This window comes from Pseudorhodobacter sp. MZDSW-24AT (assembly GCF_002794355.1).
GTDB lineage: Bacteria > Pseudomonadota > Alphaproteobacteria > Rhodobacterales > Rhodobacteraceae > Pseudotabrizicola.
Genome location: NZ_PGOI01000010.1, coordinates 1 through 21055, shown reverse-complemented (window position 1 = coordinate 21055; position 21055 = coordinate 1). Strand labels below are relative to the sequence as shown.

The following is a 21055-nucleotide window of genomic DNA, read 5'->3' as shown; positions in this document are numbered from 1 at the left end:
GTTCATAAATATCCTCGGGGGGGTCCGGGGGGGCAGACAGCCCCCCCGGCGGCCAGGGATCAGATCACCATATCGTCTCTGTGAACCAGCGCAGCCCGCCCCTGATAGCCAAGGATACCGGCAATATCGCCCGAGCGGTGCCCGGCAATCGCCTTGGCCTCTTCGGCGGTATAGCGCACCAGCCCTTTGCCCAGCACCACGCCTTCAGGCGACAGGATCGACACCGGCTCACCACGGCCGAAGCTGCCCGAAACCCGGGTCACCCCGGCGGGCAGCAAGGATTTGCCCGCCCGCAGCGCCGATACGGCACCGGCATCCAGCACCAATTCTCCGCGCGGTTTCATCGCATTGATCCAGCGCTTGCGCGCCAGCTGCGGATCGGCCTGCGCCACAAACCAGGTGCGCTGCGCCCCCTTGGCCAACGCCGACAGCGGCCGCAGGACAGAGCCTTCCATGATCGCCATCGCACAGCCCCCGGCAATCGCGGTTTTCGCGGCCAAGAGCTTGGTCTTCATCCCGCCTTTGGACAGGCCCGAAATCGGATCGCCCGCCATCGCCTCGATCTCCGGCGTGATATGCTCCACCAGATCAAAGCGTTGCGCCGTCGGGTCTTCCTTGGGGTTGGCCGAGTAAAAGCCATCGACATCCGACAGCAAAATCAGCTGATCGGCCCCCACCGTCACCGCGATTTGCGCGGCCAACCGGTCATTGTCGCCAAAGCGGATTTCATCGGTGGCCACGGTATCGTTTTCGTTCACGATCGGCACCACGCCCAGCCCCAACAGGGTTTCCATCGTGGCGCGGCTGTTCAGATAGCGCCGCCGGTCGGTGGTGTCTTCCAGCGTCACCAGAACCTGCCCGGTGGTGATGCCATGCGGAGCCAGCACTTCTTCATAGGCGCGCGCCAGCCGGATCTGCCCCACGGCGGCGGCGGCCTGGCTTTGCTCCAGCGTCAGCACGCCATCGCCCAAGCCCAGCACCTTGCGCCCCAAGGCGATGGAGCCCGAAGAGACCAGCACCACATCGGTGCCGCGCACCTTGGCCTCTGCCACGTCCATGGCAAGAGCCGACAGCCAGCCTTGCTTCAGCCCGGTCGCCCGGTCCACCAGCAAGGCCGAGCCGATCTTGATGACCAGCCGTTTGGCGGCGCGCACATCGGGCGCCGTCAGGGGTGTCAGGGCTGCCACGGGCCAGCCTCCTCTTCCGGAGCCTCACCCTGCACTTGGCCGTAAATCGCGCGCAACACGTCTTGCAGGCCTTTGCCCGCCACGCCCGAGATCACATGCACCGGGCCGCCGCTGGCCTTTTCCAGCGCACGGCGGCGGTCTGAAATCTGCTTGGGGTCCATCGCATCGCATTTGTTCAACGCAACGATCCGCGCCTTGTCGCCCAGCACATCGGAATAGGCCTCAAGCTCGGTGACGATGGTCTTGTAATCCTTGGTGATGGTGGACGAGGTGCCATCCACCAGATGCAACAGCACCTTGCAGCGTTCGACATGCGCAAGAAACTGCATGCCAAGCCCCCGGCCTTCGGACGCGCCTTCAATCAGGCCCGGAATATCTGCCATCACGAATTCAGCGCCATCAATGCCCACCACGCCCAGATTGGGGATCAGCGTGGTGAAAGGGTAATCGGCGATCTTGGGCCGCGCGTTCGAGACGGCGGCAAGGAACGTGGACTTGCCCGCATTGGGCAGGCCCACCAGCCCGGCATCGGCGATCAGCTTGAGGCGCAGCCAGATCGTGCGCTCCACCCCTTCTTGCCCCGGGTTGGCGCGGGCGGGCGAGCGGTTGGTGGAGGATTTGAAACGCAGGTTGCCCCAACCGCCATTGCCGCCTTGGGCCAAGATCACCTTTTGCCCCACCTCGGTCAGGTCGGCGATGATGGTTTCTTCATCCTCATCCAGAATCTCGGTGCCAACGGGGACCCGCAGCACGATGTCTTCCCCGGTTTTGCCCGTGCGCTGGCTGCCCATGCCGGGCTGACCCGATTTGGCAAAGAAGTGCTGCTGATAGCGAAAGTCGATCAGCGTGTTCAGACCCTCAACCGCCTCCACCCAGACCGAGCCGCCGTTGCCGCCATCGCCGCCATCCGGCCCGCCGAATTCGATGAACTTTTCACGCCGGAACGACACGCAGCCGCCGCCGCCGCCGCCCGAGCGGATGTAGACTTTGGCGAGGTCGAGGAATTTCATGTCATCAGGCTTTCAGAAAAACAGGGGAATGCGACAGGCGCAGGTGAATAGGCGATACAGGATTGGCGTCCACACCTCAAGCAGGCGTGGCGGAAAGGGCAAGGCGACAGCGGAAACGGCCTTGCCTTCAGCCCGGAAGTGGCGCGCGCGGGTGCAGCCCAAGGAAAGCCGCGCGGGGCAAGATCATATCCACATGCGCCATATCCTGACCCAAGGGGCGGCAGAATTTCTGGCTTTGCCCCAACTCGGCAAAGCCGAGCTTGTGCAGCACGCGGGCCGAGGGGGCATTGCCCACGAAATAGCCCGAAGTCACCGGGCCGGGATAGAACTCAAACACCGCATGCAGCAGGCCCACCGCCGCCTCCACCGCATAGCCCCGGCCTTGCGCCTTGCGCGCGATCCAAAAGCCCAGTTCGGCCCCGCCGCCAATCAGCCCGACAAAGCCCTCGGCATCATGGATGGCAAAGGTTTCGCCCTCAGGGGCAGTGGCAACGTAATCGCGGAAATGCGCGGCCGGATAGGGATAAGGCGTGGTCGCAAGCCAGCTTGCAATTTCAGGATCGTTCAGCCCTGCAAGAACGCCCGCCTCATCGCCAAGCGACAGCGGGCGCAGCCGAAGCCGCGCCGTCTGTAGCCAGATGCCGGAGGCCTGTCCCATCCGCGTCTAGTCAAGCTTGCGGATATAGGTCCAGGTGGGGACCCGGGCATTGCGTGCCACGCTAAAGGTTTCGGCGTCGCCCAGATATTGAAAGCCCGCATTCGTCAGCACCCGGGCCGAGCCCGGATTGTCCTGAAACACCTCTGCAAACATCGTGCGGTTGGCCTGCGGATTGGCAGCCACCAAGGCCTGCACCGCCGCCGAAGCGATTCCGAGATTCCAGAAGGCAGGGGCGACCCAATAGCCAACCTCAGACTGGTCGCGGTTGTATTTCGCCACATCCATCCGTTTCAGACTGATCACGCCAAGCACTTCCGGCAGCGAGGACTGGGTGCCATCCATCACCCAGATATCCTCATCCGGTGGGCGCTTGATGGCGCGGGTCACGAATCCGTCAGCGGCACCGGGCGGCAGCGGATGCGGGATCGACCGCGTCGCTTCCGCCACGCGCCGGTCCCCGGCATAAAGGGCAAACAGACCGGCATCCGATTTGCGCACGGGGCGCAAGATGAAACGGCCCGCGTCAATCACAGCCTGTGCCGCCGTTGCGGCGATGGCGTCCAATGTCATGGCTTCCCTCCTTCGAAGCGCATGAAGGGCCGAACATGGCCCCGCAAGACTAACTTTTGCACCCAATCTGCCCGATGGCCCACCCACTGCGGAAGTGGGGCGCAGGGCCACCTTGCCAAGCCTTGATGGCAAAAGAGTGAACATTTACCAGCACATCCCGGAAAACACCCGGAAAATACAAAGGGGACCGGCCTTTCGGCCGATCCCCCGTTTACACATCACATGTAAAGGTTCGGCTTACTCGGCTGCCTCCGCGACCGGGAGAACCGAAATAAAGGTGCGGCCCTTGAGGCCCTTCTTGAACGTCACCTTGCCTTCAACGGTCGCAAACAGGGTGTGGTCAACGCCCATGCCAACGCCTTCACCCGGGAACCAGGTGGTGCCGCGCTGACGGACGATGATGTTGCCCGGAATGGCGTGCTGACCGCCGAAAAGCTTCACGCCCAAACGACGACCGGCCGAGTCGCGGCCGTTGCGGGATGAGCCGCCTGCTTTCTTGTGTGCCATGGATACTACTCCTTATTCAGCAGCAGCTTCAGCGGCCTTCTTGGCGCGCTTGGGCTTGGCGGGCGCTTCGGCAGCCGGAGCGGCCGCAGCATTATGGGCAGTGCGGCGCGCATCGGCAGTGCCGGTGGCGGCTGCAACGCCCGACTTCTCGGCGCCCGAGGCCAGAACCTCGGTCACGCGCACCAGCGTCAGGTGCTGGCGGTGGCCTTTGGTGCGCTGCGACGAATGCTTGCGGCGGCGCTTCACGAAGTGAATGACCTTCTCGCCCTTGATCTGTGCGATCACTTCGGCCTGAACCGCAGCGCCCGCCACAAAGGGCACACCCACGGTCACGGACTCGCCGCCGACCATCAGGATGTCGTTGAACTGGATCTTGTCACCAGCATTTGCCGAAAGCTTTTCGATGCGCAGAACATCGCCTGCCTGCACCTTGTATTGCTTTCCGCCAGTCTTGAGGACCGCGAACATGGGTCTTTCCTTTTCGTTACCCGCGTCCTGCGGCCCCCGTGACGGGTGTTGCGTGGGGCAAGCCCCGCCTTCGGACAGCGCGCCCGGTAAAGGGCGTCATTGCAAATATGGAACCCGGCCAAGATTCGCATCTTTGCCGGGATGCGGGCTTATCAGGGGAAATGCGCCCAAAGTCAAGCGCGGTGGCGTCAGATATCCTGCCCCTGCATCTGCCCCGCGGCAGCCCGTCCCAGATCATACGAGATTTGGGTGAACACCTTGTCAAAGGCCGAAAACAATGCGGCGTTCAGCGTCTTTCCCGCAGCGGTTTCAGAGAAGGCAATATAGGCGTCCAGATCCTCTTCGGCCAGCGGCTGATATGCCAGCATCAGATACGGGAAAAGCCAATCCTCGGTTTCCGCCCGCACGTCCGGCTCTTGCCCCCAGACATCGGCCAGCATGTCGTCCTCACTCATCGGCTGCGGAAACCCGCCGTTTTCAGACAGGCCGCGGTAAAAGGCCAGATTGGCGTTCAGCGCCCCCATCACATTCGACTCGATCAGGTCATTGGTCGCCGCAAAGCGGGTCAGTTTCTCGACACGCGCGCCGCCCTCGGCCTGCAAGTCTTCCCACGCAAGCTTGGCCGCATCCTCGATCTCGGTTTCCAGCAGGGCGCGCCGTGCCTCCACCTCCAGCTGCAAGATCGCCTGCCCCTGCGCCGAACCGAAAAATCCTTCGATCGCGCTCAAATTCCCCCCTGCCCCTGCCAGTGCCTCGGTCAGGGCGGCCTCAAAGCGGCTGCGCATCGTATCGGCATCGTAGATCAGCGACACAGCAGAGTCCCATTGCGGGCCACCGTCATCTGCAAACATCTCGGCCGCGAGCGTCCGGCCATACGCAAGCCCTTCCTCGCGCATCACGGCGAAGACATCGCCCATCCGCAAGGTCTCGGTCAGCGCCGAGATTCGCGCCGGATCCACGGCAGGCGCCGCCTGCTCTGCGCCGCTTTGCGCCCAGCCCGGCGCAACGGCGACCGGCGCCGCCCCGACTCCAAGCCCAAGGGCGACGGTCAATCCAAGAACGGCAAGGGTCGAAGGGTAAGACATGGCGGGCCTGTCACAGAACATGGTTTCACAAACAGCTAGTGAGTCCGGGCCCGCTTGCCAAGCCAAGGCGCAGCACGCCCGCGTGAACGGCAGTCCTTTGCCGAAGCGGTTTGCCGCTGCCTTTGCCGAAACACTTTGCACAACCGACAGTTTTTGCGCGCAAGGGGGCTTGCAAGCGCGCGAAAGGGCAGATAGGAACCGCGCCACTAAGACCGCACCAGACACGGAGAGGTGGCGGAGTGGTCGATCGCGCCGGTCTCGAAAACCGGAGTGGGTGCAAGCCCACCGTGGGTTCGAATCCCACCCTCTCCGCCAATTATCACGCCTAAGTAATTGATCCTAAAAGGAAAGCTAAAAGAGCTTCCCCCAATTTTTCCCCCTCGTGAACGCGGATGCCCCCGTTTTTTGCCGGATCATGCCGGATCAAGCGGTGCATGTTTGCGCCGCAGTGCAGCCATTGCCCAAGCGCTTCCGGCCTGTGCATCGCCCGCCATTGTCTCGGCCCTAAGCCGAAACTCTGCGTCGGGTTCGTCGGTCGCGCGGGTGATCGTTTCCCAGCCCGCGCCGGTCAGCACCTTTGCAAATTGGCCAATGCTTTGAAGATTGTCGTCATCGTCGCGCCAGCAGGCGTTGAACATGATGACGCGCGGCCCTTCTAAAGTCGGGGCGTTTTTGGCTTCCAGCTTGACAAGGCGGGTGCGCAGGGTCATGCGGCCCCGGCTTCCAGTGCTGCAACGCGGGTTTCCAGATCGCAGGTTTCCAGCGTTCGGCGGTAAGTTTCGATCAGGCCCATGATCTGCGCGGCCTCGTTCGGGGTCAGATCGCCCAGCGCCACCGCGTCCAGCACCGCCGCCGCTGCCGTTGCCGCGTCCTTGGCGCTTGCCATGCGGGGAAGCGTGAAAGACACGGGCGCATCCTTGCGGGGTGGGGCGATGCGGTCCAGACACAGGCGCAGCGCCGTTGTATCGCCCGCCAGCGCGGTTTCCATGGCCCTTTGCGTCAAGGCCTCTGCCTGCCCATCCAGCAAGGCCAGCGCCGCCGTGGTGGCCTTGTGGCGCGCCCCCTTGGGTTTGCCGGGGTTGCCGGGGCCAAAGGTGCCATCCGTATTGCGTCCGCAGTTACGGGTCATAGGGCGTAATCCTCGCCAAGTGCCACCAGCGCTTCCAGATCGGCGGTGGATAGCTTTTCCATGTCCAGCCCATCCGGCCCCTGTGCCGCTGCCAGATGATCGCGCAGGGTGTCGAGAAAGGCGCTGGGGCTGTCTGAATTCAGGGTCGCACCGTAAGCCTCTGCCAGCGCATCGCGGGCGCGTGGTGACAGGCTTTCAGGGTCAAAGCGGCACGCCCGCCATTTTGGGCGGGTGGCTTCCAGTTTTGTGATCCGTGCGCCCAGCTGTGCCATGCGATGCCCCTTTGTGTTATATTATCACAAATTGCGCCGGACGGTAGCCTATGAGGTTGCGGATTTCACAAAGCTTTCGCGGTCAAGCCTGCGTCTGGTGCGGGCGATTGTCTTTCGCCGTCACACTTTGCCCAATTCTTGCGACCATCCAAAAAATGAGAGCGTCAAACAGGGGCCGCTAACCCTTGGTCGATGGCTTGGCCGCTGCTTCTCGCCCCAAGATAGCGGCGCGCGGCCTCTTGCCCCACATTCTCCAAGTAAGTCGCTGATTTCGCTGTCGTAATCGTGATATTTCGCATATAAATCATGGCGTTGACGGCTGCGAGGGGCGCGTTTCATGGATCACCTGGAGGGTGCGGGCTTGGCGCGGGGAGATCGGGTTGATTTCGACCGCCGTGTGCGTCTGGAGTTCCGTGGTGCGCAGATCAGTTCAGACGGTGGCCTGCTGGTGATGCGCGAGCTTGATGACGTGCTCGGCCTGTCCAATCTGGCGTCGGAGGCGCTGCGAGACAGCCGCACCGGGAAGAACACGCTCCATCGGCTTGACGGATTGTTCCGGCAATCGGTGTTCGGACGACTGGCCGGATACGAGGATGTGAACGATGCCGACCGCTTGGCCCTCGATCCCGTGATGCGTCAGGTCGTTGGCGGCAGGGCCGTCGAGGCGCAAGCTGCTTCGGCATCGCAGATGGGACGGTTCGAGACCGAGACGCTGGCTCTGGCCGCGAACCGGGCGGCGCTGGCCGATCTGAACGGCCAATGGATCGACCGGTTTCATGACCGCAACGGGTTGAAATACATCGTGCTGGACATGGACAGCTCGGTCAGCCCCACCCACGGCGATCAGGAAGGTGCTGCCTGGAACGGGCATTTCGACTGCACCTGCTATCACCCCATCTTCTTGTTCAACCAGTTTGGCATGCTGGAGCGCTGCGCCCTGCGTAACGGCAATGTCCACAGCGCCGATGGCTGGCGGGATGTCCTTGATCCCGTCATTGCCCGATATGCTGGCCGCGACCTTGGTGGACGCTTCTTCCGGGCCGACGCTGCCTACGCGATCCCCGCGATCTATATGCGGCTGGAAGAAGCCAGGTTCTTCTACGCCATCCGTCTGCCCGCCAACGCCGTCTTGCGCGAGAAGATCGCGCATCGGCTGACACGGCCCGTGGGACGGCCTTCGCTGACCAAGGTCAAACGGTTCTTCGAGGACTTCGAGTATCAGGCGGCGTCCTGGGACAAGCCGCGCCGCGTCATCGCCAAGATCGAATGGCATCCGGGCGAGCTGTTCCCCAAAGTCGGCTTCATCGTCACCAACCTGCCGATGGAGCCAGACTGGGTGGTGAGGTTCTACAACCAGCGCGGCACCGCAGAGCAGCACATCAAGGAAGGCAAATATGCCTTTCGCTGGACGCGGCTGTCATGCCGGAAGTTCCGGCACAACGAGGTGCGGCTGCAACTGCACGCGCTGGCCTACAACCTGGCAACCTTCCTGCGCTGCATCGAACTGCCCGAGGCCATGGCGGACTGGTCGTTGACCAGCCTGCAACTCAAGCTGATCAAGATCGGCGCCCGCGTCGTCCGCCACGCCCGCGCCATTACCTTCCAGTTGGCCGAGGTCGCCGTCACCGGCCCGATGGTGCGGGCCGTCCTTGCCGCCATCCGCCGTCTTCGAACGCCTCCGTCATGCGCATGACCACGATCCATGCCCAAGCTGAACGAAAGCGGCAGGACAGGTCCGTCTGCCGCGCGGAAAAGCGGCTCTGCCGGGCCAGAATGCTGCGGGTTCGAGGCTTGATCCACCCGACTTCGGCCGTTTGCGCGACGACAGACACCGCTCGGGGCGAAAAACGCTTGCCCAGCGAGCAAAATCAGGCGATCTTGAAGTCAAGCGGCAGGCCACTTGGAGAATGTCGGTTTAGGTTCCGAAACTGATGAAAAAAACGTTAAATGGACTATTTGACGCTGTCGTCTCGTTGGGTCGGCCCGCGTGGAAGACCCGCCTGTGGTATGCGCGGGCTCATCATGGCTTGCCGAATCTGGCTCGCCCGAACAAATTCACCGAAAAAATCGCCGCAATGAAGCTGTCCGAAAACCATGCCGAAAAGGTTGGGTGGACCGACAAGGTGCGTGTCAAGCATCTCATCGCTCAGGCTCTTGGCGAAGAGTTTGTTATCCCGACGCTGTGGCACGGCCCGCGTTTGCCCGCTTTGTCCGAGCGCACGTGGCCCATTCCCTTTGTGATCAAGGCAAACCACGGAAGCGCGATGAACTACTTCGTGCGAAAACCGGAAGATCTGGACTGGCCAAAAATAGAGGCGCTGACCGAGAACTGGCTAAAGCAGGACTGGCCGGAATACCTTTGCGAGTCATGGTATAACCAGATTGAACGCCAGTTGCTCGTGGAGCCGCTCATCGGCTCTTCGCAGGAGGACCTGCCAGACTACAAGGTGTTTGTGTTTTCGGGGCAGGCGCTTTTGGTTCAGGTAGATACGAACCGCTTCAAGCGCCACACGCGTGCTTACTACGATGCGAACTGGAAGAAGCTGGCGCTAGAGGTTGAGTACCCGCTTGAGCGCGATCATCATCCGCGTCCCAAGCACCTTACCGACATCCTTTCGGCTGCGGAGCGCGTCGGTAACGGAATGGACTTTGTGCGGGTAGACTTCTTCGATCTGCCTGATGGGCCTCGGTTTGGAGAGGTGACGTTTGCGCCAGACGCGGGCTTTGGAAGGTTCCGTCCGAAACAATACGACGGGTTGTTCGGCACGCTGTGGGACGATGCAAAAGCGGGCCGGCTTCGCGGTGTTGGCGGCGCGGCGCGCGTTGCCACGCTTCTTCACGATCGGATAGTGGGCTGAGCGCGCACTCTCTGGGGCGCGACGATCAATAGGCCTGAGAGCTGGACGGCGCAAACAAACTGGCGGGACGCACACGGCGCGATCGTGTGAGCCGCAGGTCATCCAGTGAGTTGAGAGGGGGGGCTTCAAGCCCCCCTTTTTTCTTAGATCGGGTAATGGTTTCGTAGGGGCGCCTTGCGGCCTTGCATCGATGTTTGACGGTGACGGCACCGGCCCGCGCGCCGAGTGTCGCAGATGGGGCGTCCGGGCTTGCATGGCTTTTGTGTCTTCAATGCTGAAAGCGACAAACAGTCCCAAGCCAATATGCAACATCGCGCCAAGAATAGCGATGAAGGCGAATGTCTTGATCACCCTGAAAATAAACATCTGTCAGCCTTTCAAAATCAGACTTGCCCTATGCCGCGAACCTGCCGCCTTCGACAAGACGGGCTTGGCCCAGCGCCGCCAAGCTTTCCAGAAGGGGTTGCACCGATGTTACGCGGGCGCGTTGGAATTGGCGGGCCACTTGTTCGGGGGTGGCGGTGCCAAGGTCGCCAAGGGCACCGCGCACGGCGGCGATTTGTTCGGGCAGGGTTTTGGGCCATGGGGCTTTGGCGGTGGATTCGGTCGGGCCAATATCCATGGTAGCTTGTTCGCCCTTGGCCACCGCCGCGCGGCCTGCGGGGTTCTGATAGTCGGCGCGGAGCCAGCGGATATGGCCGCGCGCTTCTTCGGCGGCGCGGGTGCGGTTCAGGTCCACAAGGCGGTGCAGGATTTCATCATCGGTCAGGGTGGCGGGCCAGCCGTAAGCCTCGGCCACCGCCGTATCAATCTGGTCGTGCAGATCGCGCAGGATGCCGATCAGCCCTTGGTCATAGGTTTCCCGATCCTTGCCTTCGATCCGTTCGCCTGCGCGCAGTTTTTCCAGCACGTTATACATCGCGGTCAGGGTCAGCTTGGGGTGGGCCTTTTGCTGGGCCTTGCGATGCGCGTCTAGTTGCTCGCCAAGGCTGCGCAGGTAGGTTTTCTGGGCGTCGGTGGGGTCAGGGAAGGGGAATGGGTCGAAGCAAAGGGATTTGTTATAGCGGGGGCGGTCTTCCAATGTGCCGCCCGCACCCAAAGCCCAGACAACGTGGTAGCGTGAAGATAAAACAGACATTGCTAACGCATCATCCAAAGCAAACATTACCGTTGTGCTGTCAGCTATAGTTTTGGCGGGAGTGAAGACAAAAATCCTCTGCGCCGCCGTAAGAGAGGTAACAATAACTCTCTCTAGGCCAGCTAGAGCAGGCCGGAAGGTATTTCGAGCTTCACCATATACCCACCAGTGTTCCCTTACCGACTTTCGGGTGTTTTCCCTTCGCTCAGGCCACACCGTGTCCTTTAGATGCTGAAAAATTAGGGGAAAATCCGTTCGCAATTCATCAAGCGATAAGCCACAGACATCAATCGCTATTTTGGGTTCCGCATACCTTTGGATCGCGAGTCCGCCGATCCAAGGTTTCAAATGCGCTTCCGAGCGCGGCTCAATTTCCGCAATTTTTGCGGCATGGCTGGGAGAGAGGAGAAAGCCTTGTCCTGTTAACTGAAAGCCGACACAGCCAAGGCCGCCGTTTGCTTTAAGCTCGCTTGTTCCGACCACATCCGCCCCAATGCGCAGATCAGCGAAAATCCTACCTTTTTCGATTTGGAACCGCACAGGCCGTCCCTCGGCTTCATATTCGCCTTTGCGTTCATCGGCTACCGTGCCCAGCTGCCCAAGTGCCTTACCCGCCTCGGCCACTGTCATAGCTATTCGAACCGCCGCCCCATCGCTTGCATCGACCCAAGGGTGATCGGGAATGGCAAAGGTCAGGGACAGCGGGGTTTTCGGGTCTGACAGATGGGGTTCCAGCACCTTGCGGTTAAAGGTCTGGCGCAGGGAATTGGTCGCTATTAGTCCAAAACGGCGGGTGCCCTTTGCGCGGGTCTTGTCGGTGGCGGGTTTCCAGCCGCGTGCAGCAAGTGCCGCCTTTTCCCACCAATACATCACGTAATCTGCATTTTCCGGCACTTTAGGATAAACGGCCCGTAGTGCTTCTAAGTAACCGTCGTCATACGATTGTCGGATAGTTCTAAGGCCGATAAAAGGCGGGTTGCCGATGATGTATTCCGCCTCGGGCCATTTCGCCGCTTGCGGTTTCAGATAATCCAGCACCGCCACCCGCGCCGCCGGGTCTGGCACCTGTTCGCCGGTGACGGGATGAGTGATAGTGGTCTGCCCATCCCACCGCGTCACAGGCCGCCCCGCATCATCCAGCCGGGGCTTTGTGCCCGCCCATGTCAGCACCGCATCGCGGTTTTCGATGTTCTTGAAGTCACGCAGCACGGGTTCGGCGGGGGATGCCTTGCCATGGGTGCGGAAGTGCCATTGCAGATAACCGATCCACAGCACCAGTTCGGCCACCGCCGCCGCCCATGGGTTCAATTCGATGCCAAGGAATTGGTGCGGGTCAACGGTATGGCCCGCAAGCGACAGCGCGCCCTGATCCTCGCCCAGATCGGCCAGAAGGGCGGTCACTTCGCCTTCGAGGCGCTTCATCAGTTCAAGGGCGACATAGAGGAAGTTGCCCGATCCACAGGCCGGGTCCAGCACGCGAATTTCGCACAGGCGGGCGTGAAAAGCGCGCACTGTATCGCGGGCTTCATCCTCGCGCCCCTGTGCGGCCAGCGCCACCGCCGCCGCCTGCACGTCGCGCCAATCGGCGCGCAAAGGGTCGATGATGGTGGGCACCACAAGGCGTTCGACATAGGCGCGGGGAGTGTAATGCGCACCAAGCTTGTGGCGCTGCTTCTTGTCCAGCGCGCGTTCCAGAAGGGTGCCGAAAATCGCGGGTTCCACTTCGCGCCAGTCGCGGGTGGCGGCATCAATCAGCAGGGAAAGCTGCATTTCCGACAGCGGCAGCGCGTCGGCCTGTTTGAACAGCCCACCGTTGAAGCGTTTCAGATCGGTGGTCAGGACGGTGGAAAAGCCGCCCGTGTTCATGGTTTCCCACAGCGCCTTGAGCGATGGGGCCGCATGTGCCGGATGCCCGCGCAGGCGTTTGAGCAGATCGGAAAAGCTGGCGCGCGGGATAAGGTCCACATCTTCGGCAAACATCGTGAACAGGCAGCGCATCAGAAAGCGGGCCACCGCCTCGGGTTCATGGCCTTGGCCTTCAAAGGATCGGCCCAGCGCTGCCAAACGGTCTGCCACTTCGCGGGTGACTTGGGCGCTGATCTTGGACGGGTCGAGCGCGTGCGGATCGGTCCATATCAGGCGAAGGCGTTCGCGGGTCTTTTCATCCCGCAAGTCATCCATGGTGATGCGGTAGCGGTTGCCATCGGGATACTGGGTGTAGCCTTGGCCTTGGCCGGAAAAATCGGCGTAAACCTCGATCACATGGCCCACGTCCACAATCAGCAGGAAGGGCGGCCAGCCATCATCGCGCGAAACGGCACGGGCATAGCCATCGGCCTGATTGCGGGCGCGCAGCATTGTGTCATCCCAGCGCCTTGTGCCGCGCGCACCATGGCCCTTGCGGGCGTGGGCGGGCAGATCGGGCAACAGGGCGGGCTGGGCGTCATCTGGTGCCGCGTCGCCCCCAGTGCCCTGCTTGGCTTCCATGACAAAGTGCCCAGCGCGATACAGGTCGATAAAACCGCGCGACTGGGTGCCCGTGTGAATGAAGGTCACAGAATGTTCAAAGCAATAGGAATTCTTGCGGGTGGTTTCCGTAGCAGGCGCAGGCTTTGGCACGCCCAGCAGGTCGGTCAGTTCATTCGCAAAGGTCTGAAAATTTGCCCGTTCGCTGCCGCCTGATGATTTCCAGCGGGAAATGAAGTCTTCAATCTGCAAAAGCGGCACCGTTCCCTGATGGCCGCACCGATGCGCGCGCCGTGTTCAATCACAGGGATAGCGACCAAAGGCATGCAGGATCAAGAATTTCCTTTGCCGGGGATCGGTTCGGCCCGCCCATCTTGTGCCAGCCGCACCAGCCCTGCCGCGCGCAGCTTGGCTTCGGCCTGCCAAGCCCGCGTGGCACCCCAACCCATAGCGCTTGCCATCGCGCCATAGGTCGCTGGCCCGTGCAGCCGCAAACGGTCAAGATATGCGCCCGCATCCGGGGCCAGCCCATCGGCCCGCGCGAGTGTGATGGTTTCTGGTGTTTTGGGTGTGGAGGGTTGCGACACTTGCGACATTTGCGACAAAGAAGGCGCAGCCGGGGCTTGTGTCGCAGGGGTCGCGAAAGTCGCAGGGGGCTGCCCCGCGATTTCCGCCAACTTTGCGTGTGGATCAAACCACACTGCCCGCCCCCTTGTCGATAGACCACGCCTCTTTCCGTCTAGCCCCGCGCACTATGGTTCCGCTTTCCAATTTTATAAGCCATCCGTGCTTTTCGAGAATGCCCAGCGCTGCCCGAGCCTTTGGGCTTTCGCGCAATTGGTTTGGGCCACCATTGACAATATCGCGGGTCGTCACCTCTGGATGTGGCCATTTTTCCAATAGCCACTTCCGTAAAGTCTCGGCCCGGTCAATTTCAGCCGATACAAGTGCAGCGCTTGCCAAGCGTGACGCTTCGGAAAGATAGAATTGGGCAAGGTCGATTGCGCTTGCCATATCAGTGGCTTCAACCTTTGGGGCTTCCAGATCGCGCCAAAGGGTCAGCACCCCCGCAATTCGTGCCGCTTGTTCCGCCGTTTTTGAAGCTGTGCCGGTGATATGAGCCAGGTTGCCATTTGGGGCCTGTGCGACTTCAATAGCGTCTGAAAAGGCCACCAGCAGGGCACGGGCTTCGGGTGACAGTTGCAGCATTCGCGGTTGCAGTTCACGGGTTTCTGGCTGCATCGGCATTTGGGCTTCAAGGATAGTGCGTAACCGCCCGGCAAATAATGCAAGCGCCATTTCATCACGCCGGGCGTTCGCTTGTATCCTCGTTCCGATTGCGCTGGGCGGTTCGCAAAGAAGGAAGCGGGGCAGAAAACCTGTGTCAGCCGCCAAAGGATCAGCCATAAAACTACGCGCCACACCCGGTTGCACCATGAGATGCACGGCCAACCGCCGCCCATAAAGCGTTGCGTGCCCATCACCAGCGCGCGTGCGTCGAATAGCGTTGCCTTGCCATAGGTCATTGAATGCCGCTAGCGTCTTTTGACGGTTTTCCGAATTCATGGCATGCCCGCCCAAGAATTGGCCGCCTTCATCAGAGAACAGCCCTAGACTTGGCTGCCCAAACGCGAAAAGCTTTGTCAGCCCTTCAAAGGTCGGTTCAGTCACTGTTCGGTCAACTGAAGGCGGGGCTTCGGGTTCTGGCCCGAGCGCTTCTAGATCAGCTTGCGCCGCCGTTCGCTTTTCACCTTTGCCGCTTTTCGCTTCAGCCAATATTTTGTCGCGCATCCCCTTCCACAGCGCTTGTGCATTGCGCCAGCGTTCCATTTCCTCGCGCTGGGCTTTGGCTTGTTCCCGCTCATGGGCGCGCAGCGGTGCCATCAAGGGTGCATCGCATGCGCTTTTGCGCTCGCCACTTCGAGCAATCGTAAGCGCGAAAAGCGAAGTCGGGCGCGGGCCGCCAAGGGTTTCCACATCGGCGAAGCCCTGCACAGCTAGTGCCGCCACAGCTAGAGCCGATTGCGCGGGTATTGCTATCGGGGCTTGCGTCATGCCCTGCACCGCCTCCACCGCCGGGCGCAGCGGCCCGAGCGCATAAACCGGAAAGGCTGCACCGGGGGCAATTTCGCGCACGAGTGGTTGCGGCCCTTCGGGTGCAAATGCGGCTTCATTGATTTGGGGCTTCGCGTTCATGCCACCACCGCCTTTCCCGTCAGAATGTCGTTAAAGTCGGCCCCGGTGCCGGGGTCGAGAATGCCCACTTGCCAGCCCAAGCCGTGCGCCCTTTCCGCCAAAGCGTGCGCAGCTTCACGGCCCGGCCCATCACCATCGCAAGCGACAGTCAGTCGCCCGGGTTGCGGGGGCAGTCGCAGCCCGCGCAGGCCCGAGGTTGAAAGCCCGGCCCAAACCGTTGCAGGCCCGTCCAGAAGCCCACAAAGAAGCGACAAGCCGCTTTCAATGCCTTCTGCTACCACCAGCCGCGCTGGCCCTTCCGCAAGCCTGACAACGCCCCCAGCGGTTGCCCCTAGCATCGCTTTTGCGGGGTCCAGATCGGCCTTGCCCGAGCCATCGGGGCGCAGATAGGTGCGATGCACCGCAGGCAGGCCCGCACCCTGCACCGCCGCCACAAGCGCCGGATTGTGCCGCGCCGTTGCCCCATGCCAGCAAGCGCCGTGAAAACGCAGTGTCGGGGGCAGGTCGCAGGATATGCCGCGCCCACGCAGATAGGTTTCGGCAATCGTGCCCGTGATCGGCTGGGCCTCCTGCCAAAGCCGTTTGGCTTGTGCAGCCTTGCGTTGGGCTGCGGCTTTCGCCTCGGCTTCGCGCTGGGCAAGGATTGCAGCATCGGGGGGCGTGTAGTCCCCAGAACGCAGCCCCGCTGCCGCTAGAATGTCGAGAAAGGCGCAAGCCGATTTTTTGCAATCCAGCACCAGCCGCCCATTGCGGCCATCCGCAAGGGTCAGGGCGTTTTGCCCCTTGCGTCGTTCAGGTTGGCATACCGGGCAAGGCGCAGCCCCGTAGCCTCGATGCCAGCGCCCGCCCAGCGCCGTTGTCAGGTCGCGCGCATCTGTCATGTCGCCACCTGTGCTGCAACGAATGTGATCTGCCCTACAGTCACCCGAGCGCGCCCGCGCAAAAGGTAAGGGTTGGCGTGCTCGTTAACAAAGTCGCCCGCTATCGCAGGGCATGACCTTGCTGCCCCCGTCGCGCCAAAATGCGCGCGGGGTCTAACAAGATGTTCCACCGGTTAGTTGTTGTCGCTTGAGCGGCTCTCAAGCCACGCTTCAACATCAGCGCGCCGCCACCCTACCGCGCGTTCCCCAAGCTTAATCGGGGCTGGGAATTCACCCTTAGCGATAGCGCCATAAAGCCAAGTGTTGCCCATGCTGATCGTCGCCAGCACGCGCGGTTTCCGCCAAATTTCAACGGCCATTAGCTGTCCCTTATCTTAACGTCCGATTTTCGGCTTGCGTAAATGAACGCTCTGTAAGAAAAGGAAGGGGCGTAGTGGTTCAATCTCCGCACCCAGCCCCCTGAGGCGGTGCAACGCCGATGGGGGCTGTTTTCATTCTCAGACAGTTGCCTACGTTCATCTAATACCCCCGCTTGAATTGCGTCACAAGTGTTCGCAGGGTTTAGTGCGCCAACGGGGTTTTAGACAGAAATGCGAAATGCAACCTAAAATTGCGTCTCTGTCGCAAAATCTGACACTGTTACCGATAATGGCTTCTTTTTCGTAGATCGCTCTGCGACAATCCGCCGCACCTGTGCGCAGCAGATCGCCTTCAAAAATCAACCCATTGTAGCGTGCGCGCTGTCCTGCCCGATCTGTATGACATTGGCTTGTGATTTCTTGTTGCACAAAAAAGACCCCCAGTCGGCCATCATCGCGCGCCGTCGTTCCAGCATATCTGACCGCTGATAGGCCCGCTCCACGTCCGAGCCGATGAAATGCGCCAGCGCCAGTTCTGCCATGTCGCGCGGATAGCCACGTTCTGCCGCCCATTGTCGGAAGGTCGAGCGCAGGCCATGCGGCACGGCGGGCCGCTTGTTCTTTGGGTCCAGATAGCCGGGGCGGCCTGCCTTTTCCTCGCTTTCCTGCATTCGCCGCATAACGGCGGAAATGCTCATGTCAGATAGCGCGCCACCGCGTGCGGCGAAGAATACGAACGGGCTGCCATCCATGCGGGGGATAGCCTCTAAGATCGCCACAGCCTCGGGCGTCAGCGCCACGCGATGCTCCCGGCCTGCCTTCATCCGTGAAGCCGGAATGGTCCAAAGGCCCGTCCGCTTCGCAGGATTAGCGGAGTTAGCAGGGTCCAGATTCACTTCATCCCAAACCATGCCGCGCACTTCGCCAGATCGTGCCGCCGTCAGCGTCAGGAATTGCAAGGCTTGCGCCGCCATGCCGTCGCGCTTTTCCAGATCAGACCACCAGCGCGCCACGTCACCCAAGGCCAAGGCGGGCTGATTGTCGCCCTTAGCCACCTTTGAAGGCTTTGGCAGCAGTTCTTTCAAATTGCCTGCCCAGCGCGCCGGATTGTCGCCCGTCCGGTGCCCCGCCACCGTGGCCCAGCTTAAAACTGCTTCGATCCGTCCGCGCAGCCGCGATGCGGTTTCGTTCTTCTCGTTCCAGATCGGTTCCAGAACGCGCAGAACGTCCGCCGTGGTGATCGCCCTCACCAGCAGGTGCCCAATCTTAGGCTTGGCATAGGCGTTCAGGGTCGCAGGCCATTGCTTACGGTGTTTGTCGTTATCAAACTCGGCCAGCTTGGAAGCCATATAGTGTTCGCAAGCTTCCGCGAAGGTGATGCTCTCCTTGCTCTTGCGCTTTTCGGCCAGTGGATCAGCACCGGTGCGCAACAGCTTCTTGTTTGCAAGGGCTGCGTCGCGCGCATCGGCGAGTGACACAACGGGCGGGCTGCCCAAGCCGATTTCGCGCCGCTTGCCGTGAACGGTAATGCGCTGCACCCAGAAGCGCGCGCCGTTCGGATCGACGCGCAGGATCAGACCCAGCCCGCCGCCATCATGATACTTGCCCGGCCCCGCCGTTTTAACCTTGGCTGCCGACAGCACGCTTGCCGCCCGCCGTTTTGGCTCTGCTTTTTCTTCCCCCATTTATTCCCCCTTCAATTCACGGATTGCACCGTAGCGCAGCGGATCAAAGCGGGCAAGGTGGCATACAAAATATCTTTATTTCATTGACTTGAACGGAATCTGAAGGAGCAAAGCGGATGACAAGATGGCGGCCACCCTCTCCGCCATCATCCCAATGCAATCGTTGTGCAATACCGCCCGGCCAGCCTCGCGTGGTTTCGCGGTGCCAAGCTGGCGCGCCTGCGCCGGCGGGTCTGTCAGCGGCTGTCGGCCAGCACGAATGCAGCGCCCTTCCAGCCCGTCAGGATCGCGGGCGCGTTGGTGTTTCCGGCGATGATGTTGGGGAAGCTCGAGGCGTCGATCACCCGCAGCCCCGCCACGCCGCGCACGCGCAGCCGCGCGTCAAGCACGCTGGTGGCAGGATCAGACCCCATGCGGCAGGTGCAGGACGGGTGATACACCGTGCCCGAGCGCGCACGGAAATCGGCAATCAGATCCGCGTCCGAGGTGATCTGCGGCCCCGGGCGCAGCTCTTCGCGGATCAGCCGTACCATCGCGGGCTGCGCCGCGATGTGCCGCAGCATCTTCACCGCCGCCAGCATCTCCGTCACGTCATGCTCGGTCGCAAAGGCATTGGCGGTGATCTTCGGATGCGCCAGCGGATCGGCACTGGCCAGCCGGATCTCTCCGCGCGAGGTGGGGCGGCAGTTCGACAGCCCCAGCGACAGGCCCGACCACGGGTCGGGCGACAGGATCGGGCGTTCCCCATTGCGCGGGATCAGGGTGGAAAATGCCTGCATGTAAAGCTGCATATTGGGCCGGTCGAGCGCCGGATCGGTGCGGAAGAACCCGCCCGCATGGTTGATCGACTTGGCCAGCGGCCCGCGCCCGCCCATCAGATATTGCAGCGCCGCCCAAGCCTTGCCCCACCACGGGCGCAGCACGTCATTATAGGTCGGCACCCGCATCGACCATGTGTAGTTGATGCCCTGATGGTCGCTCAGATGCGCGCCGACATTGGGGTTGTCGACCAGCACCGGCAGGCCCAACCCTTGCAACAGCGCGCCGGGACCGATGCCCGACAGCTGCAACAGCTGCGGGCTGTTGACCGCGCCGCCCGACAGAATCACTTCCCCCTTGGCGCGCAGCACCTGCGTTTGCCCGCCGCGGCGCAGTTCCACCCCCACGGCGCGGCCATCCTCGATCAGCACGCGCGTCACCTGCGCTTGCGTCAGCACCCGCAGGTTTGGCCGCTTCATCGCCGGGCGCAGAAAGGCGCGGGCGGCCGAGTTGCGCCGCGCGCCCTTGATGGTCATCTGATAGACGCCCGCGCCTTCTTGGGACGCACCGTTGAAATCTCGCGTCTCGGGCAGGCCCGCCTCCCCGCAGGCGGCGATGTAATCCTGCACCAAAGGATGCAACCCCTGCCGGTTGGCCGAAATGAACAGCGGCCCGCCCTGCCCGCGCCACGCATCCGCCCCGGCCTCATTGTGCTCGATCTCGCGATAGGCGCTCAGGCAGTCATCCCAGCCCCAGCCGGGCGCGGCCTGCCCCCAGTCTTCGTAATCCGCGCGGTGGCCGCGGATCCAGACCATCGCGTTGATCGAGGACGACCCGCCCAGAATCCGCCCGCGCGGCCAGTGATCGGCGTTGCCCGCAAGCCCTGCATCCGGCTCGGCCTTATACATCCAGTTCACTGCCGGATCGTAGAACAGCTTGCCATAGCCCAAGGGCAAATGAACGTAAAACCGCCGGTCGCTGCCCCCGGCCTCGATCACCGTCACCTTGTGCTTGCCCGACGCGCTAAGCCGATCCGCCAGCACACAGCCGGCCGAGCCTGCGCCGACGATGATGTAATCGCTGTCTTCCATGCCGCCCCGATCCCTTCACCCCACGCGTCTGGCCAAGGGCCAGCCGCCACCCTAGCGCGGGCGGCCCTGCTCACTTGCTCTTCCGCGACATTTCATGTCGCAGCTATTCCCCGATCTGGTGATGTGCCGCGTGATGCACGGGAAAGGCCACCGAGCGGGCGATGAAACAAACCGCAGGGATTCGGGCATGAATCGCTTCGGCTGCCGCCAGATCGGCCCCCGGCGCAAAGGTGATCACCGGGCGCAGTTCCGCCGATACAAAGCGCCCTGCCCCGCCCGGCCCCACCTCGCCCGTGCCATGGGGGGTGTCCTCATAGGCGGTCACCACCAGCCCAGCCTCGGACGCATAATGCAGATACCACAGCATATGGCAGGCCGAGAGCGCGGAAAGCAGCAGATCCTCCGGGTTCATCCGGCCCGGATCTCCGCCCAGCAGCGGATCGTTCGAGCAATGCACCACCGGTTTGCCCGGCACGGCGATATCCCAGCTGCGCGCATAACCGCGATAGCTGCGCGTGCCTGTCCCGGTGTTGCCGGTCCAGATGATCCGGCTGGTATAGTCATGCGTTTTCATGAGCACCCCACACAAATCGCGCAAAAGCGCCATAGGTCTTACTAGCACAATGGGTGCCCGGCCGCATCTGTGGTCAAGGGAAAAGTGGCAGCCCGTAGGGGAGTCGAACCCCTCTTCCCAGGTTGAAAACCTGGTGTCCTAACCGATAGACGAACGGGCCAC

General features: G+C 62.0%; 20 protein-coding genes and 2 tRNA genes. 3 read left to right on the top strand and 19 right to left on the bottom strand.

Features of this window, described 5'->3' with window-relative positions:
* Window positions 1-59 precede the first annotated feature (59 nt).
* The 7 genes from proB to CUR21_RS15140 form a co-directional block, all read right to left on the bottom strand.
* Window positions 60-1187, bottom strand: a complete 1128-nt coding sequence (proB, locus tag CUR21_RS15170; RefSeq protein ID WP_100197920.1) for a glutamate 5-kinase — start codon at window positions 1185-1187, stop codon at window positions 60-62.
* Complete coding sequence (obgE, locus tag CUR21_RS15165; protein WP_100197919.1) at window positions 1175-2197, bottom strand: GTPase ObgE; 1023 nt, start codon at window positions 2195-2197, stop codon at window positions 1175-1177. The genes proB and obgE overlap by 13 nt, the downstream gene beginning before the upstream one ends.
* A gap of 127 nt (window positions 2198-2324) precedes the next feature.
* Window positions 2325-2855 carry a GNAT family N-acetyltransferase gene (locus tag CUR21_RS15160; protein WP_100197918.1) on the bottom strand — a complete coding sequence of 177 codons (531 nt, stop codon included), beginning with the start codon at window positions 2853-2855 and terminating at the stop codon, window positions 2325-2327.
* A gap of 6 nt (window positions 2856-2861) precedes the next feature.
* A complete protein-coding gene (locus CUR21_RS15155; protein ID WP_100197917.1) occupies window positions 2862-3425 on the bottom strand; it encodes a GNAT family N-acetyltransferase in 564 nt (187 codons plus the stop codon).
* Window positions 3426-3662: 237 nt separating this feature from the next.
* Window positions 3663-3932 (bottom strand): 50S ribosomal protein L27, encoded by a 270-nt coding sequence (gene rpmA / locus CUR21_RS15150; protein ID WP_100197916.1) that lies wholly within the window; start codon window positions 3930-3932, stop codon window positions 3663-3665.
* Between the two features lie 12 nt (window positions 3933-3944).
* Window positions 3945-4400, bottom strand: coding sequence for a 50S ribosomal protein L21 (gene rplU / locus CUR21_RS15145; protein ID WP_100197915.1), 456 nt, complete (start codon window positions 4398-4400; stop codon window positions 3945-3947).
* 188 nt (window positions 4401-4588) lie between these two features.
* On the bottom strand, window positions 4589-5485 hold the full coding sequence (locus CUR21_RS15140) for a hypothetical protein (RefSeq protein ID WP_100197914.1): 897 nt from the start codon (window positions 5483-5485) through the stop codon (window positions 4589-4591).
* A 225-nt stretch (window positions 5486-5710) separates the two neighbouring features.
* Between CUR21_RS15140 and CUR21_RS15135 the strand changes: the two genes are divergently transcribed.
* A tRNA-Ser gene (locus tag CUR21_RS15135) sits at window positions 5711-5800 on the top strand.
* Window positions 5801-5898: 98 nt separating this feature from the next.
* On the opposite strand, the gene CUR21_RS15130 is transcribed toward CUR21_RS15135, so the two are convergent.
* The 3 genes from CUR21_RS15130 to CUR21_RS15120 are packed head-to-tail and all read right to left on the bottom strand — an operon-like array spanning window position 5899 to window position 6886.
* The gene (locus CUR21_RS15130; RefSeq protein WP_100197913.1) at window positions 5899-6195 is read right to left on the bottom strand and encodes a hypothetical protein; all 297 of its coding nucleotides are present in this window, start codon (window positions 6193-6195) and stop codon (window positions 5899-5901) included.
* On the bottom strand, window positions 6192-6614 hold the full coding sequence (locus CUR21_RS15125) for a DUF5681 domain-containing protein (RefSeq protein WP_100197912.1): 423 nt from the start codon (window positions 6612-6614) through the stop codon (window positions 6192-6194). The genes CUR21_RS15130 and CUR21_RS15125 overlap by 4 nt, the downstream gene beginning before the upstream one ends.
* Complete coding sequence (locus CUR21_RS15120) at window positions 6611-6886, bottom strand: hypothetical protein (RefSeq protein ID WP_100197911.1); 276 nt, start codon at window positions 6884-6886, stop codon at window positions 6611-6613. The genes CUR21_RS15125 and CUR21_RS15120 overlap by 4 nt, the downstream gene beginning before the upstream one ends.
* 337 nt (window positions 6887-7223) lie before the next feature.
* Here CUR21_RS15120 and CUR21_RS15115 point away from each other — a divergent pair, with 337 nt between their 5' ends.
* Together CUR21_RS15115 and CUR21_RS15110 are read left to right on the top strand one after the other, a co-directional pair.
* Window positions 7224-8579, top strand: a complete 1356-nt coding sequence (locus tag CUR21_RS15115; protein WP_012112698.1) for an IS1380-like element ISPme1 family transposase — start codon at window positions 7224-7226, stop codon at window positions 8577-8579.
* A 238-nt stretch (window positions 8580-8817) separates the two neighbouring features.
* Window positions 8818-9744 carry an ATP-grasp fold amidoligase family protein gene (locus CUR21_RS15110; protein WP_100197910.1) on the top strand — a complete coding sequence of 309 codons (927 nt, stop codon included), beginning with the start codon at window positions 8818-8820 and terminating at the stop codon, window positions 9742-9744.
* A 394-nt stretch (window positions 9745-10138) separates the two neighbouring features.
* Here the strand turns inward: CUR21_RS15110 and CUR21_RS15105 are convergent, their stop codons facing one another.
* The 9 genes from CUR21_RS15105 to CUR21_RS15065 all read right to left on the bottom strand — a co-directional run bounded on the left by CUR21_RS15105 (window position 10139) and on the right by CUR21_RS15065 (window position 21053).
* A complete protein-coding gene (locus tag CUR21_RS15105) occupies window positions 10139-13600 on the bottom strand; it encodes a DNA methyltransferase (RefSeq protein WP_100197922.1) in 3462 nt (1153 codons plus the stop codon).
* 80 nt (window positions 13601-13680) lie between these two features.
* Window positions 13681-13935, bottom strand: a complete 255-nt coding sequence (locus CUR21_RS15100; RefSeq protein ID WP_157792037.1) for a hypothetical protein — start codon at window positions 13933-13935, stop codon at window positions 13681-13683.
* Window positions 13936-14038: 103 nt separating this feature from the next.
* A complete protein-coding gene (locus tag CUR21_RS15095; RefSeq protein WP_100197908.1) occupies window positions 14039-15544 on the bottom strand; it encodes a YfjI family protein in 1506 nt (501 codons plus the stop codon).
* Window positions 15541-16425 (bottom strand): toprim domain-containing protein, encoded by an 885-nt coding sequence (locus tag CUR21_RS15090; RefSeq protein WP_100197907.1) that lies wholly within the window; start codon window positions 16423-16425, stop codon window positions 15541-15543. The genes CUR21_RS15095 and CUR21_RS15090 overlap by 4 nt, the downstream gene beginning before the upstream one ends.
* Window positions 16426-16598: 173 nt before the next feature.
* A complete protein-coding gene (locus CUR21_RS15085) occupies window positions 16599-16784 on the bottom strand; it encodes an AlpA family transcriptional regulator (RefSeq protein ID WP_100197906.1) in 186 nt (61 codons plus the stop codon).
* Window positions 16785-17143: 359 nt separating this feature from the next.
* Window positions 17144-18469, bottom strand: coding sequence for a site-specific integrase (locus CUR21_RS15080; RefSeq protein WP_100197905.1), 1326 nt, complete (start codon window positions 18467-18469; stop codon window positions 17144-17146).
* A gap of 236 nt (window positions 18470-18705) precedes the next feature.
* Complete coding sequence (locus CUR21_RS15075) at window positions 18706-20319, bottom strand: GMC family oxidoreductase (protein ID WP_100197904.1); 1614 nt, start codon at window positions 20317-20319, stop codon at window positions 18706-18708.
* Between the two features lie 103 nt (window positions 20320-20422).
* A complete protein-coding gene (locus tag CUR21_RS15070; protein ID WP_100197921.1) occupies window positions 20423-20893 on the bottom strand; it encodes an OsmC family protein in 471 nt (156 codons plus the stop codon).
* An 85-nt stretch (window positions 20894-20978) separates the two neighbouring features.
* Window positions 20979-21053: transfer RNA gene (locus CUR21_RS15065), tRNA-Glu, on the bottom strand.
* Window positions 21054-21055 lie beyond the last annotated feature (2 nt).

Bases quoted from the DNA above. Each gene is read 5' to 3' on its own strand.
- obgE (WP_100197919.1), bottom strand. From the start codon at position 2,197: ATGAAATTCCTCGACCTCGCCAAAGTCTACATCCGCTCGGGCGGCGGC.
- CUR21_RS15160 (WP_100197918.1), bottom strand. From the start codon at position 2,855: ATGGGACAGGCCTCCGGCATCTGGCTACAGACGGCGCGGCTTCGGCTG.
- CUR21_RS15155 (WP_100197917.1), bottom strand. From the start codon at position 3,425: ATGACATTGGACGCCATCGCCGCAACGGCGGCACAGGCTGTGATTGAC.
- rpmA (WP_100197916.1), bottom strand. From the start codon at position 3,932: ATGGCACACAAGAAAGCAGGCGGCTCATCCCGCAACGGCCGCGACTCG.
- rplU (WP_100197915.1), bottom strand. From the start codon at position 4,400: ATGTTCGCGGTCCTCAAGACTGGCGGAAAGCAATACAAGGTGCAGGCA.
- CUR21_RS15140 (WP_100197914.1), bottom strand. From the start codon at position 5,485: ATGTCTTACCCTTCGACCCTTGCCGTTCTTGGATTGACCGTCGCCCTT.
- CUR21_RS15130 (WP_100197913.1), bottom strand. From the start codon at position 6,195: ATGACCCTGCGCACCCGCCTTGTCAAGCTGGAAGCCAAAAACGCCCCG.
- CUR21_RS15125 (WP_100197912.1), bottom strand. From the start codon at position 6,614: ATGACCCGTAACTGCGGACGCAATACGGATGGCACCTTTGGCCCCGGC.
- CUR21_RS15120 (WP_100197911.1), bottom strand. From the start codon at position 6,886: ATGGCACAGCTGGGCGCACGGATCACAAAACTGGAAGCCACCCGCCCA.
- CUR21_RS15115 (WP_012112698.1), top strand. From the start codon at position 7,224: ATGGATCACCTGGAGGGTGCGGGCTTGGCGCGGGGAGATCGGGTTGAT.
- CUR21_RS15110 (WP_100197910.1), top strand. From the start codon at position 8,818: ATGAAAAAAACGTTAAATGGACTATTTGACGCTGTCGTCTCGTTGGGT.
- CUR21_RS15095 (WP_100197908.1), bottom strand. From the start codon at position 15,544: ATGAACGCGAAGCCCCAAATCAATGAAGCCGCATTTGCACCCGAAGGG.
- CUR21_RS15090 (WP_100197907.1), bottom strand. From the start codon at position 16,425: ATGACAGATGCGCGCGACCTGACAACGGCGCTGGGCGGGCGCTGGCAT.
- CUR21_RS15085 (WP_100197906.1), bottom strand. From the start codon at position 16,784: ATGGCCGTTGAAATTTGGCGGAAACCGCGCGTGCTGGCGACGATCAGC.
- CUR21_RS15080 (WP_100197905.1), bottom strand. From the start codon at position 18,469: ATGGGGGAAGAAAAAGCAGAGCCAAAACGGCGGGCGGCAAGCGTGCTG.
- CUR21_RS15075 (WP_100197904.1), bottom strand. From the start codon at position 20,319: ATGGAAGACAGCGATTACATCATCGTCGGCGCAGGCTCGGCCGGCTGT.
- CUR21_RS15070 (WP_100197921.1), bottom strand. From the start codon at position 20,893: ATGAAAACGCATGACTATACCAGCCGGATCATCTGGACCGGCAACACC.